Here is a 13682-nt window from a genome sequence, read left to right as displayed (position 1 = left end):
ACAAGGTGTAAGCCGCGCCGATGATCAGCGTGGTCGCCGCCAGGAAGGCATACCAGAAGTCGGCCTGGAAGCTGGCCAGAATCACCATGAACTCGCCGACGAAACCGGAGGTGCCAGGCAGACCTGCATTGGCCATGGCAAAGAAGACCATGAAGGCGCCAAACACCGGCATGGTGTTGATCACACCACCGTAGTCGCCGATCTCACGGCTGTGCAGTCGATCGTAGAGAACCCCCACGCAGAGGAACATCGCCGCTGAGATAAAGCCGTGGGAGACCATCTGCACCATGCCACCCTCAACACCGAGGATTGCACCGGAGGCATCGCTGGAACCAGAAGATATGGTGAAGACGATGAAGAAGCCGAGGGTGACAAACCCCATATGGGCGATCGACGAATAGGCGATCAGCTTCTTCATGTCCTGCTGTACCAGCGCAACAAAACCGATATAGACCACCGCGATCAACGACATACCGATGATCAGCCAGTCGAGTGTGTGACTGGCATCGGGTGTGATCGGCAGACTGAAGCGCAGGAAGCCATAGCCTCCGATCTTCAGCATGATCGCCGCCAGGATCACAGAACCGCCAGTGGGCGCCTCGACATGGGCATCCGGCAACCAGGTGTGGACCGGCCACATCGGCACCTTCACGGCAAACGCCAGCAGAAAGGCGATAAAGATCAGGATCTGTTCGTTCAGGCCCAGCTTGAGGTCATGAAAACCGAGGATCTCGAAACTGCCCGACTGAAAGAACATATAAATCAGTGCGACCAGCATGAAGACTGAGCCAAGAAAAGTGTAGAGGAAAAACTTGATGGTGGCGTAGACGCGATTCGGCCCACCCCAGACACCGATGATGACGAACATCGGAATCAGCATCGATTCCCAGAATACATAGAAGAGCATCGCATCAAGGGCAGAGAAGACGCCCACCATGACACCCTCCATGATCAGGAAGGCCGCCATGTATTGTGAGGGTTTGTACTGAATCACCTCCCAACCGGCGATCACCACTAGAGGGGTGATGAAGGTGGTCAACACGATCAACGGCATCGAGATGCCATCGACGCCCATGTAATACTCGATATTGAGCAGAGGGATCCAGGCAGCGCGCTCGACAAACTGCATCTCGGCGGTCGAGCTATCGAAGCCGAACCAGAGTGGCAGACTCACGATAAAGGTGAGCAGCGCAATGATCAGTGCAGTCCAGCGAGTTGCATTAGGTTCACGATCACCACTGGCGAGCACCACGGCGCCGCCGATGATAGGCAGCCAAACGGTAAGGCTGAGGATTGGCCAATCCGCAATCATGCTTTGTATCCTTCGTCTTCTTATACAATCACGAACCAGGTCAGCATCAGCAGCAGACCCAGAATCATGGCAATCGCATAGTGATAGAGGTAACCGGTCTGCACATGCCGCACCACACCGGCAATCCAGCCCACGCTGCGCGCTGATCCGTTGACCAGCAGGCCATCGATCAAAGTGCGGTCACCGACAAACCAGAACAGCTTACCGATCAGGCGGCTGCCACCGGCAAACACCAGCTGATAGGCCTCATCGAACCAGTACTTTTTATCCAGCAGAGTGTAGAGCGGCGCTGCCTTCGACTTGATCCGCTCGGCAATTGACGGATCCTTCATATAGATGTACCAGGCGGTGAGAAAACCACCCAGTGCCAACCAGAACGGCAGCCCCATCATGCCATGCAGGATAAAGCCTGCTGAACCGTGGAATTGCTCACCCATTTCGGCCAGCACATTATGCTGCGCTGACACATGCAGCACACCGCTGAACCAGTCACCAAACAGCATCGGTTCTATAGTCAGATAGCCGAGACCAACGGATGGGATCGCCAACAGAATCAGCGGTATCGTCACCACCTTTGGGGTCTCATGGATATGCTCTTTGGCATGTTCATCACGCGGCCCCTCGCCATGGAACACCAGAAAGAACATGCGGAAGCTGTAGAGCGCGGTGACAAACACCCCGGCCACCACCAGCAGATAGGCATAGCCTGCGCCCGCCACGCTGGAGTGGTGCACCGCTTCGATGATCGCATCTTTGGAGAAGAAGCCGGAGAAGCCGGGGAAACCGATCAGCGCCAGTGAACCGATCAGCGAGGTCCAGTAGGTGATCGGCATGTACTTCTTAATGCCACCCATGTTGCGGATATCTTGATCGTGATGCATACCGATGATCACAGAGCCGGCGGCAAGGAACAGCAGCGCCTTGAAGAAAGCGTGAGTCATCAGGTGGAAGATACCAGCGGCATAGGCCGATGCGCCCAGCGCCACCATCATGTAACCCAGCTGTGACAGGGTCGAATAGGCCACCACCCGTTTGATATCGTTCTGCACTATGCCGATCAGGCCAGTGAAGAAAGCGGTGGTGGCACCGATCACCAGCACAAAACTGAGCGCGGTCTCGGACAACTCATAGAGCGGCGACATACGCGCCACCATAAAGATACCGGCAGTGACCATGGTCGCAGCGTGGATCAACGCGGAGATCGGCGTCGGGCCTTCCATCGAGTCGGGCAGCCAGACATGCAGCGGCACCTGCGCCGACTTACCCATGGCGCCGATAAACAGCAAGATACCGATCGCCGACATCAGTGAGACACCGCCAAAGATATCGATCTGCTTGTCGGCAAAGCCCTTGCTTGGATCCATCGCCAGCTCGAACACCTCGCGATAATCGAGACTGCCGAAGTACATCACAATCGCGGCAATGCCGAGAATAAAGCCAAAGTCACCCACCCGGTTGACCAGAAACGCCTTCAGGTTGGCAAAGATTGCAGTCGGACGCACCGACCAGAAGCCGATCAGCAAATAGGAGACCAGGCCCACCGCCTCCCAGCCGAAGAACAGCTGCATGAAGTTGTTGGACATCACCAACATCAACATAGAGAAGGTGAACAACGAGATGTAGCTGAAGAAACGCTGGTAGCTATTGCGCCCGGCAAGACTCTCTTTCGGCCAGTTGTGCTCGTCATCCGCCATGTAACCGATGGTGTAGACATGCACGCAGAAGGAGACAAAGGTCACCACGCTGATCATCACGGCGGTCAGCTGATCAACCAGAAAGCCCACCTCCATGTTGATTCCGCCACTCACCATCCAGGTGTAAATCGGACCATTGAAAACCGCTTCAGCGTCGAGCGCAAAGCGCTTCAGAGTATAGAGCGACAGCAGCGCGGCGATGCCAACGCCCGTGGTGGTCACCCAGTGGGCACCCTTGCGACCGATACTGCCACCAAGGAAACCCGCGATAATGGCGCCCAACAGAGGAGCCAATACTATGATGAGGTATATATTTTCCATGGTTGTCTGTTTTCTACGCTATCCCCGGTCGAACGGTTCCCCGAACGCCCACTACAGCCCATTTGCAGAAATCTGCTCTGCACCTTGCCATTCTGATTCATGCGGAGCACGACATCGCGCACCCGCGCCGCACACTACCCCTTCAGGGCATCCATATCCTCAACATTGATGCTGCGCCTGCTGCGGAACAGCACCACCAGCAGCGCCAACCCGATCGCCGCCTCTGCTGCGGCCACCGTCAGGATAAAGAAGACGAACACCTGACCCGCGCTATCCCCGAGAAAATGGGAGAAGGCAACAAAGTTGATATTGACCGCCAACAGCATCAACTCGATACACATCAGCAGGATGATCACGTTCTTACGATTCAGGAAGATGCCTGCAATGCTCAGGGCAAACAGGATGGCACCCACTACAAGATAATCTGAAAGCGCTATCACAGACCCAACTCCTAACTCTTCTCTGCGTCCATCTGCACCATCCGCACCCGATCAGCACGCTTCACCACCACCTGTTGGGATGGATCGATGCTCTTGTTCTCGGGACGTTTACGCATGGTCAGTCTGATTGCAGCAATAATCGCCACCAGCAGGATCACCGCGGCAATCTCAAACGGATACATATAGACCGTGTAGAGCACGCTGCCGAGCTCCTCTGTATTGCTGTAGTCGGCTGCATGACGCGCAGGCGCTGCAAACTTCTCAAGACCAAAGTTCTGTGGTCCCACCACCAGCAACAGCTCTGCGCCCATCGCCACTGCCATCACCAGTCCGACCGGCAGATAGCGAATAAAGCCTGCCCGGAGGGTGGCGATCTCAATATCGAGCATCATCACCACAAACAGGAACAGCACCATCACCGCACCGACGTAGACCAGCACCAGGGTCATCGCGAGAAACTCCGCCTCCGCCAGCAGCCAGAGCCCGCTGGTTGCGATAAACGCAACGATCAAAAACAGCGCCGAGTGCACCGGATTACGCCGGGTGATCACCATCGTGGCGGCAAAGATCAGGAGCGCCGCCAAAACATAAAAGACAATCTTTTCAAAGGTCATCGGGGTCATCCAACCGGGTTGGCTAATCTTCCAGGCTCAGCGATATCTCGCCTGGGCCTCGATATCTGCTGCGAGCTGGGCCTCATACTTATCGCCCAGCGCCAGCAATTTCTGTTTTGTCATCACCGCATCTTCTCGGTTCTCAAAGTGATACTCGTAGATGCGGGTTTCGACGATCGCGTCCACCGGGCAGGACTCCTGACAGTAACCGCAGAAGATGCACTTGAACAGATCGATGTCGTAGCGTGTGGTGCGCCGCGAACCATCCTCACGGGGCGAAGCTTCGATAGTGATCGCCAGCGCCGGACAAGTCGCCTCACACAGCTTGCAGGCGATACAACGCTCCTCGCCGCTGGCATAGCGACGTTGCGCGTGCAGACCACGAAAGCGCGGCGAGACTGGCGCCTTCTCCTCCGGATACATCACCGTGAACTTGCGCTTAAACAGGTAGCGTCCGGTCAGCCGCAAGCCACGCAACAGCTCCAGCAGGAACAGGCTCTTGAAATAGTTGGTCAGTGCATTCATTGGTCAGAGCCTCTCAATCGAACCACCAGGGGAGCTGATAGACCACCGCCAGACCCACCACTGCGATCCAGACGATGGTGATCGGGATGAACACTTTCCAGCCGAGCCGCATGATCTGGTCATAGCGGTAACGCGGAAAGGTCGCACGCAACCATAGAAACAGAAACATGAAGAACGCGGTCTTAAACACCAACCAGACAAAACCAGGCACCCAGTCGAACAGCGCACCGAGCACCGGCCAGCCTTCAAAGGGGGAGAGCCAGCCACCCATGAACATCAGCGCGGTCAGCGCCGAGATCAGGATCATGTTGGCGTACTCGGCGAGAAAGAAGGCAGCAAACGTCATGCCCGAATAGTCGATATGAAACCCCGCCACGATCTCCGACTCACCCTCCGCTACGTCGAATGGCGCACGGTTCGACTCTGCCACGCCGGAGATTACATAGACCACAAACAGCGGCAACAATGGCAGCCAGAACCAGGAGAAGAGCCCGCCGTGCTGGGCATTGACGATGGCGCCCAGATTCAGGCTACCCGCCGCCACCAGCACGCCCACCAGAGCAAAGCCCATGGCGATCTCGTAGGAGACGATCTGCGCTGCGGAGCGCATTGCGCCAAGAAAGGCATATTTTGAGTTGGAGGCCCAACCGGCGATGATCACACCGTAGACCCCCAGCGAGGTCATCGCCAGGATATAGAGCAGACCGGCATTGATATTCGCCAGCACCAGCTCCTCACTGAACGGGAACACCGCCCAGGCGGCCAGTGCCGGCCCCAGAAACAGCGCCGGCGCAATCACGAACAAGATCTTGTTGGCGCTGCTCGGGATGACGATCTCTTTGAACATCAGCTTGACCGCGTCGGCGATCGGCTGCAGCCAGCCCTTCGGCCCGACCCGGTTGGGGCCGACACGCACCTGCATGTAGCCGATGATCTTGCGCTCGGCATAGGTGAAGTAGGCCACCAGCAACATCAGCGGCGCAACGATCGCCACGATCTTCAGCAGGGTCCAGATCAGGGTCTGCAACCCCGCCGGCAGGAGTTCCCAGATGCTGATAAAAAATTCCATCGCTTACGCCTTCTCCAGGGTCACTTCGCCAAACTGTGGGCCCAGCGCCTGCGTGCCCTCCAGCCCGCTTGGAATCCAGACACATCCAGCGGGAACCCGTTCATCCACCTGCAACAGCAACTCGGCCCGGTTACCGTTCTGATCAGCGACCACCGAGGCGCCATCCTCCAGCCCGGCCTGACGCGCCACCTTACCATTCACGCGAATCAGCGCCGCTCGGGCATCCCCGGTCTGCTGCAACGATTTGGCCTGGCGCACCAGCAGATCAGAAGCGTAGATCGGCACCTCACCGACTCGCATCAGGCTACTGCCGCCACTTGCCAGCTCCACCGACTCGACTCTGCCAACCTGGTTATCAGGGATCGCACCGTCGCACACTGCAGCCAGCTCGTCGCGCACCTCTTCACAAGCGGTGTAGTCAAAGCCCTGCAGATCAAGCAGATTGCCCAAAACCCGCAATACCTTCCAAGCCGGACGTGCCTCGCCCTGTGGCTTGACCGCACCACGGAACGACTGCCACTCGCCCGCCGCATTCACATAGCTACCGGCGGTCTCGGCGAAAGCTGCCACCGGCAGCTGGATATCGGCACAGCTGTCGAGAGAGGCCGTGCGATGGGTGGTCAGCGCCACCACCAGATCAGCGCTCTTCAGAGCTGACTGGGCGACAGCCGGATCCCAGCAGTCTGCCGCCGGCTCCACACCCATCAGCAGATAGGCCTTGAGCGGCAGTTTGAGCATCTTCAGCGCATCGTTGCCAGAATCCGCAGCACGTTTCGCGCCGGGCAGTAGATGGGGCGCCGCACCCGCCAGCCGGGCCCCCACACTGTTGGCGGCGGCGGGGACCAACGCGAGCTTCGCCGCTGCCGCTTCAGCCACTGCCGCGGCGAGTCCACAGAGGATGGAGTAGTCGGGATGCGCCGAGGCCAGGGCGCCCAACATTACGCATGCATTGTTGGCCTGCTTCAGGGCGTTCGCTGCAGCCTTGGCAGCCTCATCCGCCTTGGCAGCCTTGATCAACTTGCCCAGAGCGCCATCCGTGGAGGCACCCAGCGCACCGGCGATAGCCGCCAGCCTACTGACCATCTCTGCCGGGCTGCAGACCTGTTGCTCGGCGACATAGTTCAGGTCCAACTGCAGCGGCGTGATGTAGCGGATATCCGCCCCATCCAACACCGCCTTGCGCAGGCGGTGCCCGAGAATCGGTTGTTCTTTACGTAGATTGCAGCCGACCAGCAGCGCCGCATCGAGCTGTTCAAGATCAGCGATCGGCATGCCCAGCCAAGCCAGTTCAGGCTCGGCGCCATCCAGGCGGAAATCGCCCTGGCGCAGGCGGTGGTCGATATGATTGCTGCCGAGACCACGAGTGATCTTCTGCGCCAGGTAGAGCTCTTCAAGCGTCGATGTGGGCGACACTAGGCTGCCGATCTGATCGCCACTGCCCACCTCACGCAGGCCCGCGGCCGCCATCTCCAGCGCCATCTCCCAGCTGCTCTCCTGCCACTCGCCATTCTTCTTCACCATCGGGCTGGTAAGGCGATTGTCGCTGTTCAGCCCTTCGTAGCTGAAGCGGTCGCGATCGGAGATCCAACTCTCGTTGATCGACTCGTTGTCGCGCGGATGGACCCGCATCACGCGGTTACCACGCAGATGCAGGTTGATATTGGAACCCACTGCGTCGTGGGGTGCGATGCCTTCGACTTGGACCAATTCCCAAGCGCGGGCGGAGAAGCGAAAGGGTTTGGAGGTCAGCGCGCCCACCGGGCAGAGATCGATGATGTTACCGGAGAGCTCCGAATCGACAGTCTTCGCCACATAGGTACCGATCACCATGTGCTCACCGCGACCGGTGGCACCCAGTTCGCGGATGCCGGCGATCTCGTCACCGAAGCGCACACAGCGCGTACAGTGGATGCAGCGGGTCATATCGGTGGCGATCAGCGGACCAATATCCTTCTGCGGCACCACCCGCTTGCCCTCGGCAAAGCGGGAGACATCACTGCCGTAGCCCATCGCCACGTCCTGCAGCTCACACTCACCACCCTGGTCACAAATTGGGCAATCGAGCGGATGGTTGATCAGCAGAAACTCCATGGTGCCCTTCTGCGCTGCCAGCGCCTTGGGCGAGCGGGTCTGCACCTTCATGCCATCCATTACCGGCGTGGCGCAAGCTGGCATCGGCTTGGGGGCGTTTTCCACCTCCACCAGACACTGGCGGCAGTTGGCGGAGATCGACAGTTTTTTGTGATAACAGAATCGAGGGATGCTGATGCCTGCCTCATCGGTGACTTCGATGAGCATCGCGCCGGGCTTCACCTGCAGCGGCTGGCCGTTCACCTCGATGGTTACCATGGATTCCTCAGTCATTGGCGTGCTTCGTCCCTTTACTGAGTCTGGCCATTACCGACCATGCATCTCTGATGATCGATGTGGTATTGGAATTCATCCCGGAAGTACTTGAGCATGCCCTGCACCGGCATTGCTGCCGCATCGCCCAAGGCGCAGATGGTGTGTCCGGCGATCTTCGCAGCCACATCATCCAGCAGATCCAGATCCTCCTGGCAACCCTTGCCGTTCTCGATCCGGCTCACCACTCGATAGAGCCAGCCGGTGCCTTCCCGGCAGGGGGTGCACTGACCGCAGGACTCTTCATGGTAGAAGTAGGACATGCGTTCCAGCACCCTGACCATGCAGTTGGTGTCGTCGAGCACGATTACCGCGCCTGAGCCCAACATCGAACCGGCGTTGGCGATGGCATCGTAGTCCATGGTCAGATCCATCATCATCTCGCCGGGGATGACCGGCGAGGAGGAACCGCCGGGGATCACCGCCTTGATCTTGCGCCCATCCTTCATGCCACCGGCCATCTCCAACAGCTCAGAGAAGGGGGTGCCCATGGGGATCTCGAACACACCGGGGTTGTTCAGATTGCCGGAGATGGAGAAGAGTTTGGAACCGCCGCTGTTCTTTACGCCCACGTCAGCGAACCACTTACCGCCCTTCTCCAGGATCATCGGGATCGAGGCGAGGGATTCGGTATTGTTGATGATGGTGGGTCGGCCGTAGAGACCAAAGTGGGCCGGAAACGGCGGCTTGAAGCGCGGCTGCCCCTTTTTACCCTCGATCGACTCGAGCAGCGCGGTCTCCTCACCGCAGACGTAGGCACCCGCGCCAAGGTGGGCGTGCAGTTCAAAGTCAAAGCCGGAACCGAACAGATCCTCACCGAGCAAGCCGGCTGCGCGGGCCTCTTCCAGGGCCGCCTCGAAACGTTCGTAAGGTTCCCAGAACTCACCGCGGATGTAATTGTAGCCGCAGGTAGCGCCGATGCAGTAGCCGGCGATGATCATGCCCTCGATCAGCTGATGCGGGTTGTAGCGCAGGATGTCGCGATCCTTGAAGGTACCTGGCTCGCCCTCGTCCGAGTTGCAAACCACATATTTCTGACCCGGTGCGTTGCGGGTGATAAAGCTCCACTTCAGACCGGTGGGAAAGCCCGCGCCGCCACGGCCGCGCAGACCGGATTGCTTTACCTCTTCGATGAGCTGTTCGGGCGGTGTCTTCTCTTTGAGGATCTTCTTCAGTACCTCATAGCCGCCACGGCTCTGGTACTGCTCCAGTAGCCAGGGACGCTCCTGATCGAGGTTACGTAAACAGACTTCGTTCGCCATCCGCCTACTCCAGCCCATCGAGGATCGAATCGACGATCTCGGGGGTAAGGTTTTCGTAATACTGTCGTCCGATCTGCATCATCGGTGCGCCACCGCAGGCACCCAGGCACTCCACCTCTTTCAGAGTGAAGCGGCCATCTTCAGTGGTCTGCCCGAGACCGATGCCGAGACGTTTCTCCAGATGCTCGACGATGCGATCGGAGTTGTTGATCATGCAGGAGACGTTGGTGCAGATGCAGATCTTATGCTTGCCGACCGGTTTCAGCTCATACATCGAGTAGAAAGTCGCCACCTCGTAGACCGCAATCGGCGCCATATCGAGATAGGCAGCCACGTCGTCCATCAGCGCAGTGGTCAGCCAGCCGCCATTGGCGTCCTGGACGATACGCAGTGCGGCCATCACTGCAGACTGCCTCCACTCCGCCGGGTATTTTGCTACCCAACGGTCGATCTCTTCTCGCACCTCAGAGGAGAAGAGTTCCACTTTGTTGTTTGCTTCTGTCGTGCTCATTTCACAGCTCTAGCGGTCGATCTCACCAAAGACCACGTCCATGGTGCCGATCACAGCCACCACATCCGCAAGCATATGCCCCTTAACCATCTCATCCATCGCGGCGAGGTGGGCAAAACCCGGCGCACGAATCTTCAGACGGTAGGGCTTATTGGCACCGTCAGAAATGATGTAACAGCCGAATTCGCCTTTGGGTGCCTCCACCGCAGCGTAGACTTCACCGGCTGGTGGGCAATAGCCTTCGCTGAATAGCTTGAAGTGGTGGATCAACCCCTCCATATCGCCCTTCATGTCAGACCGGCTCGGCGGCGCAATCTTGTGATCGTCGACCATCACCGGCCCCGGGTTGTTGCGCAGCCATTCGACGCACTGCTTGATGATACGGTTGGACTGGCGCAACTCTTCGATGCGCACCAGATAACGGTCATAGCTATCGCCGGTGACACCCACCGGGATATCGAAATCGACCTTATCGTAGGCGGCGTAGGACTGCTTCTTGCGCAGATCCCACTCAACTCCTGAACCGCGCAGCATCGGCCCCGTAAAACCCAACTGCAGCGCCCGTTCCGGCGAGACCACACCAATCCCGACGGTGCGCTGTTTCCAGATCCGGTTGTCGGTCAACAGGGTCTCATACTCGTCGACCAGGGCTGGGAAGCGATCGGCGAAATCCCCGATGAAGTCGAGCAGCGAACCCTGCCGAGCCTCATTGCGCCGGCCCACGTCGCGGCCGGTGGTCCACTGACTCTGCTGGTACTGCGGCATCTGATCCGGTAGATCGCGATAGACGCCACCCGGGCGATAGTAGGCGGCGTGCATACGCGCGCCGGAGACCGCCTCGTAGCAGTCCATCAGATCCTCACGTTCACGAAAGGCGTAGAGGAAGACCGTCATCGCGCCAACATCGAGCGCATGGGTGCCGAGCCACATCAGATGGTTGAGGATGCGGGTAATCTCGTCGAACATGGTGCGGATATACTGCGCACGCAGTGGCACCTCCACCCCCAGCAACTTCTCGATGGCCAGCACATAGCCGTGCTCGTTACACATCATCGAGACGTAGTCGAGGCGGTCCATGTAGGGAATGCTTTGGTTATAGGGCTTGGACTCTGCCAGCTTCTCGGTGGCGCGATGCAGTAGACCAATGTGCGGATCGGCGCGCTCGATCACCTCGCCGTCCATCTCCAGCACCAGGCGCAATACGCCGTGGGCAGCCGGGTGCTGGGGACCAAAGTTCAGGGTGTAGTTGCGAATCTCAGGCATCAGCGGAGTCCTGCTGTTCAGGCGATTCACCGGCAGCGCTGCTGCTGTTGCTGTTGCGAACCACGCGGGGCACCAGGGTGCGTGACTCGATACTCACCGGCTCGTAGATAACACGCTGCTGCTCGGGGTCGTAACGCATCTCGACCTGACCAATGAGAGGAAAATCTTTACGGAACGGATGGCCGATAAAACCGTAGTCGGTGAGGATGCGACGCAGATCGGGATGTCCATCGAAGAGGATGCCATAGAGATCGAAGGCCTCGCGTTCGAACCAGTCAGCGCCTCGCCATACCTCGACCACAGAAGGCACCACGGGCTGCCCAGTATCACCAAACACGCGCAGCCGCAGCCGCATGTTATTGGTCACCGAAAGCAGATGGTAGACAACGGCGAAACGTTCCTCGGCATCTAACTGAAGCTCCGCATCCCGCTGGACACCGCGCCCAAAACCCTGCGCTGAGGCCTGCTCGGTCTGCCATTCGCCCTGACCGTAAGTCGAGTAGTCGACACCACAGACGTCGATGACCTCTTCGAAACGAAATACATCTTCGTCACGCAGCGCAACGGCAACTTCGAGCAGCCGTTGCCGCGGCACCCGCATTGTCACCTCACCAAGGGTATGCACGACGTCGCATCCCAGCGCGGAGAAACGCTCCTCGAGATCCCCAACCAATCCTTGGAGGCGCAGCTGCATCGGTGATTGCTCGTTAGAACTCATATCCTCTCCACCTAGCGGGCGATCGTACAGGTACGCCGAATCTTATCCTGCAACTGGATTATCCCGTACAGCAGCGCCTCCGCGGTGGGCGGACAGCCAGGCACGTAAATATCCACCGGCACCACGCGGTCGCAGCCACGCACCACCGCGTAGGAGTAATGATAGTAGCCACCACCGTTGGCACAGGAACCCATGGAGATCACCCAACGCGGCTCGGCCATCTGGTCGTAGACCTTGCGCAGCGCCGGCGCCATCTTGTTGACTAGAGTACCGGCAACGATCATCACGTCAGACTGACGGGGACTGGGGCGAAATACGATGCCAAAGCGATCCATATCGTAACGGGCTGCAGCCGCATGCATCATCTCTACCGCACAGCAGGCGAGGCCAAACGTCATTGGCCAGAGCGATCCGGTACGCGCCCAGTTGATCAGCTTATCGGCTGTCGTGGTGATCACGCCCTCTTCAAGGATGCCTTCTATTCCCACTCGAGCGCTCCCTTCTTCCATTCATAGATGAAGCCGATGACCAGGATACCGAGAAACAGCATCATCGCCAGGTAGCCGACCATGCCGATCTTCTCCAGCACCACAGCCCAGGGGAATAGGAAGGCAATCTCCAGATCGAAGATTATGAAGAGGATCGCCACCAGATAAAAACGCACATCAAACTTCATGCGCCCATCTTCAAAGGCCTCGAAACCACACTCATAGGGTGACAGCTTCTCGCTATCGGGCTTGCGCGTTCCCAACAGGAAACCCATACCGATAACCACAGCCCCTATCACGATCGCCACCCCAACAAAGATCAGGATGGGCAAATAGTTTTCTAGCATTATTATGCCGCCCCCTCCGGACGATCAGCCTTTCGTTTTGCACGAACTATCTGGGGCGAAAAGTCTAAAGCAGACACCCCCCTCTGTCAAGCTAGTCACTTTATATATTTTCTTTAATATCAATTAGTTATACCGCTTTTGCTGGCATAAAAAAACGGTGTCACCGAGACTCCGATGATACCGTTCAGAGATGGTGCCGATGGCCGGATTTGAACCGGCACGGCTTACGCCACTACCCCCTCAAGATAGCGTGTCTACCAATTCCACCACATCGGCAAATTTTGTCTTACTCGCCCCCTGCAGGCTTAGGAACATCTGCTTCAAGCGCCGCGGGCACAGGAACATCTGCTTCAGGCGCTGCAGGCGCAGCCACCACTGGCAGATCTGAGGCACTCTCCTGCTGCTCGATAACCGCTGCCGGCGCATCACCAACCGCATCCATCAAACCCTCAGGCTCGCGTTTCTGGCTGGCAAAAACGGCCAGCGCGATACTGGTAATAAAAAACAGCGCCGCCAGCAGCGCTGTCGCCCTGGAGAGGAAGGATGCCGAACCCTGTGCGCCAAACACAGTGGCAGAGGCTCCACTACCAAAGGCGGCACCCGCATCCGCGCCCTTGCCATGCTGCATCAGCACCAGCCCTATCAGGCCGATGGCAAGAAACAAATGAAAAACTACCAGTATCGTCTGCATTATTTGATTCGTCGTTACCGCAAC

The 13682-nt window shown here is 58.2% G+C and carries 14 protein-coding genes and 1 tRNA gene; all 15 read right to left on the bottom strand.

Annotation, left to right across the window (positions count from 1 at the left end):
* Positions 1–1312, bottom strand: a 1312-nt coding sequence (locus tag RIFP1SYM_RS07800) for a complex I subunit 4 family protein (protein WP_039960011.1), incomplete at its 3' end; no start/stop codon positions are given.
* A gap of 20 nt (positions 1313–1332) precedes the next feature.
* Positions 1333–3327, bottom strand: coding sequence for an NADH-quinone oxidoreductase subunit L (gene nuoL / locus RIFP1SYM_RS07795; protein ID WP_005961593.1), 1995 nt, complete (start codon positions 3325–3327; stop codon positions 1333–1335).
* A 134-nt stretch (positions 3328–3461) separates the two neighbouring features.
* Complete coding sequence (gene nuoK, locus RIFP1SYM_RS07790) at positions 3462–3767, bottom strand: NADH-quinone oxidoreductase subunit NuoK (protein ID WP_005961591.1); 306 nt, start codon at positions 3765–3767, stop codon at positions 3462–3464.
* A gap of 11 nt (positions 3768–3778) precedes the next feature.
* Positions 3779–4381, bottom strand: coding sequence for an NADH-quinone oxidoreductase subunit J (locus RIFP1SYM_RS07785; protein WP_039960016.1), 603 nt, complete (start codon positions 4379–4381; stop codon positions 3779–3781).
* 36 nt (positions 4382–4417) lie between these two features.
* A complete protein-coding gene (gene nuoI / locus RIFP1SYM_RS07780) occupies positions 4418–4906 on the bottom strand; it encodes an NADH-quinone oxidoreductase subunit NuoI (protein WP_005961588.1) in 489 nt (162 codons plus the stop codon).
* Between the two features lie 13 nt (positions 4907–4919).
* Positions 4920–5975, bottom strand: coding sequence for an NADH-quinone oxidoreductase subunit NuoH (nuoH, locus tag RIFP1SYM_RS07775; RefSeq protein ID WP_005961586.1), 1056 nt, complete (start codon positions 5973–5975; stop codon positions 4920–4922).
* Positions 5976–5978: 3 nt separating this feature from the next.
* Positions 5979–8339: an NADH-quinone oxidoreductase subunit NuoG gene (nuoG, locus tag RIFP1SYM_RS07770; RefSeq protein WP_005961584.1), complete on the bottom strand. Its 2361-nt coding sequence runs from the start codon at positions 8337–8339 to the stop codon at positions 5979–5981.
* A gap of 17 nt (positions 8340–8356) precedes the next feature.
* Positions 8357–9640 carry an NADH-quinone oxidoreductase subunit NuoF gene (gene nuoF, locus RIFP1SYM_RS07765; RefSeq protein ID WP_039960009.1) on the bottom strand — a complete coding sequence of 428 codons (1284 nt, stop codon included), beginning with the start codon at positions 9638–9640 and terminating at the stop codon, positions 8357–8359.
* A 4-nt stretch (positions 9641–9644) separates the two neighbouring features.
* Positions 9645–10151, bottom strand: a complete 507-nt coding sequence (gene nuoE / locus RIFP1SYM_RS07760; RefSeq protein ID WP_005961580.1) for an NADH-quinone oxidoreductase subunit NuoE — start codon at positions 10149–10151, stop codon at positions 9645–9647.
* Between the two features lie 9 nt (positions 10152–10160).
* Positions 10161–11414 (bottom strand): NADH-quinone oxidoreductase subunit D, encoded by a 1254-nt coding sequence (locus tag RIFP1SYM_RS07755; protein ID WP_006474950.1) that lies wholly within the window; start codon positions 11412–11414, stop codon positions 10161–10163.
* Positions 11407–12108: an NADH-quinone oxidoreductase subunit C gene (locus RIFP1SYM_RS07750; RefSeq protein ID WP_240991663.1), complete on the bottom strand. Its 702-nt coding sequence runs from the start codon at positions 12106–12108 to the stop codon at positions 11407–11409. The genes RIFP1SYM_RS07755 and RIFP1SYM_RS07750 overlap by 8 nt, the downstream gene beginning before the upstream one ends.
* Positions 12109–12143: 35 nt before the next feature.
* Positions 12144–12620 carry a NuoB/complex I 20 kDa subunit family protein gene (locus RIFP1SYM_RS07745; protein ID WP_005961574.1) on the bottom strand — a complete coding sequence of 159 codons (477 nt, stop codon included), beginning with the start codon at positions 12618–12620 and terminating at the stop codon, positions 12144–12146.
* Positions 12611–12967 (bottom strand): NADH-quinone oxidoreductase subunit A, encoded by a 357-nt coding sequence (locus RIFP1SYM_RS07740; RefSeq protein WP_005961572.1) that lies wholly within the window; start codon positions 12965–12967, stop codon positions 12611–12613. Before RIFP1SYM_RS07740 ends, RIFP1SYM_RS07745 begins: the two co-directional genes overlap by 10 nt.
* Positions 12968–13158: 191 nt before the next feature.
* Positions 13159–13243 (bottom strand) — tRNA-Leu (locus RIFP1SYM_RS07735).
* A 10-nt stretch (positions 13244–13253) separates the two neighbouring features.
* A complete protein-coding gene (secG, locus tag RIFP1SYM_RS07730; RefSeq protein WP_039960014.1) occupies positions 13254–13661 on the bottom strand; it encodes a preprotein translocase subunit SecG in 408 nt (135 codons plus the stop codon).
* Positions 13662–13682 lie beyond the last annotated feature (21 nt).

It is taken from the genome of endosymbiont of Riftia pachyptila (vent Ph05), assembly GCF_000224455.1.
GTDB classification, from domain to species: domain Bacteria; phylum Pseudomonadota; class Gammaproteobacteria; order Chromatiales; family Chromatiaceae; genus Endoriftia; species Endoriftia persephonae.
Note: the sequence above shows the minus strand (reverse complement) of the source record. Positions and strands in the feature narration are given on the sequence as shown.

What these genes read in the sequence shown, in the direction of transcription:
- RIFP1SYM_RS07755 (WP_006474950.1), bottom strand. Translation starts at nt 11,414, where the DNA reads ATGCCTGAGATTCGCAACTACACCCTGAACTTTGGTCCCCAGCACCCG.
- nuoH (WP_005961586.1), bottom strand. Translation starts at nt 5,975, where the DNA reads ATGGAATTTTTTATCAGCATCTGGGAACTCCTGCCGGCGGGGTTGCAG.
- nuoF (WP_039960009.1), bottom strand. Translation starts at nt 9,640, where the DNA reads ATGGCGAACGAAGTCTGTTTACGTAACCTCGATCAGGAGCGTCCCTGG.
- nuoI (WP_005961588.1), bottom strand. Translation starts at nt 4,906, where the DNA reads ATGAATGCACTGACCAACTATTTCAAGAGCCTGTTCCTGCTGGAGCTG.
- nuoL (WP_005961593.1), bottom strand. Translation starts at nt 3,327, where the DNA reads ATGGAAAATATATACCTCATCATAGTATTGGCTCCTCTGTTGGGCGCC.
- RIFP1SYM_RS07750 (WP_240991663.1), bottom strand. Translation starts at nt 12,108, where the DNA reads ATGCAGCTGCGCCTCCAAGGATTGGTTGGGGATCTCGAGGAGCGTTTC.
- RIFP1SYM_RS07785 (WP_039960016.1), bottom strand. Translation starts at nt 4,381, where the DNA reads ATGACCTTTGAAAAGATTGTCTTTTATGTTTTGGCGGCGCTCCTGATC.
- RIFP1SYM_RS07740 (WP_005961572.1), bottom strand. Translation starts at nt 12,967, where the DNA reads ATGCTAGAAAACTATTTGCCCATCCTGATCTTTGTTGGGGTGGCGATC.
- nuoG (WP_005961584.1), bottom strand. Translation starts at nt 8,339, where the DNA reads ATGACTGAGGAATCCATGGTAACCATCGAGGTGAACGGCCAGCCGCTG.
- nuoE (WP_005961580.1), bottom strand. Translation starts at nt 10,151, where the DNA reads ATGAGCACGACAGAAGCAAACAACAAAGTGGAACTCTTCTCCTCTGAG.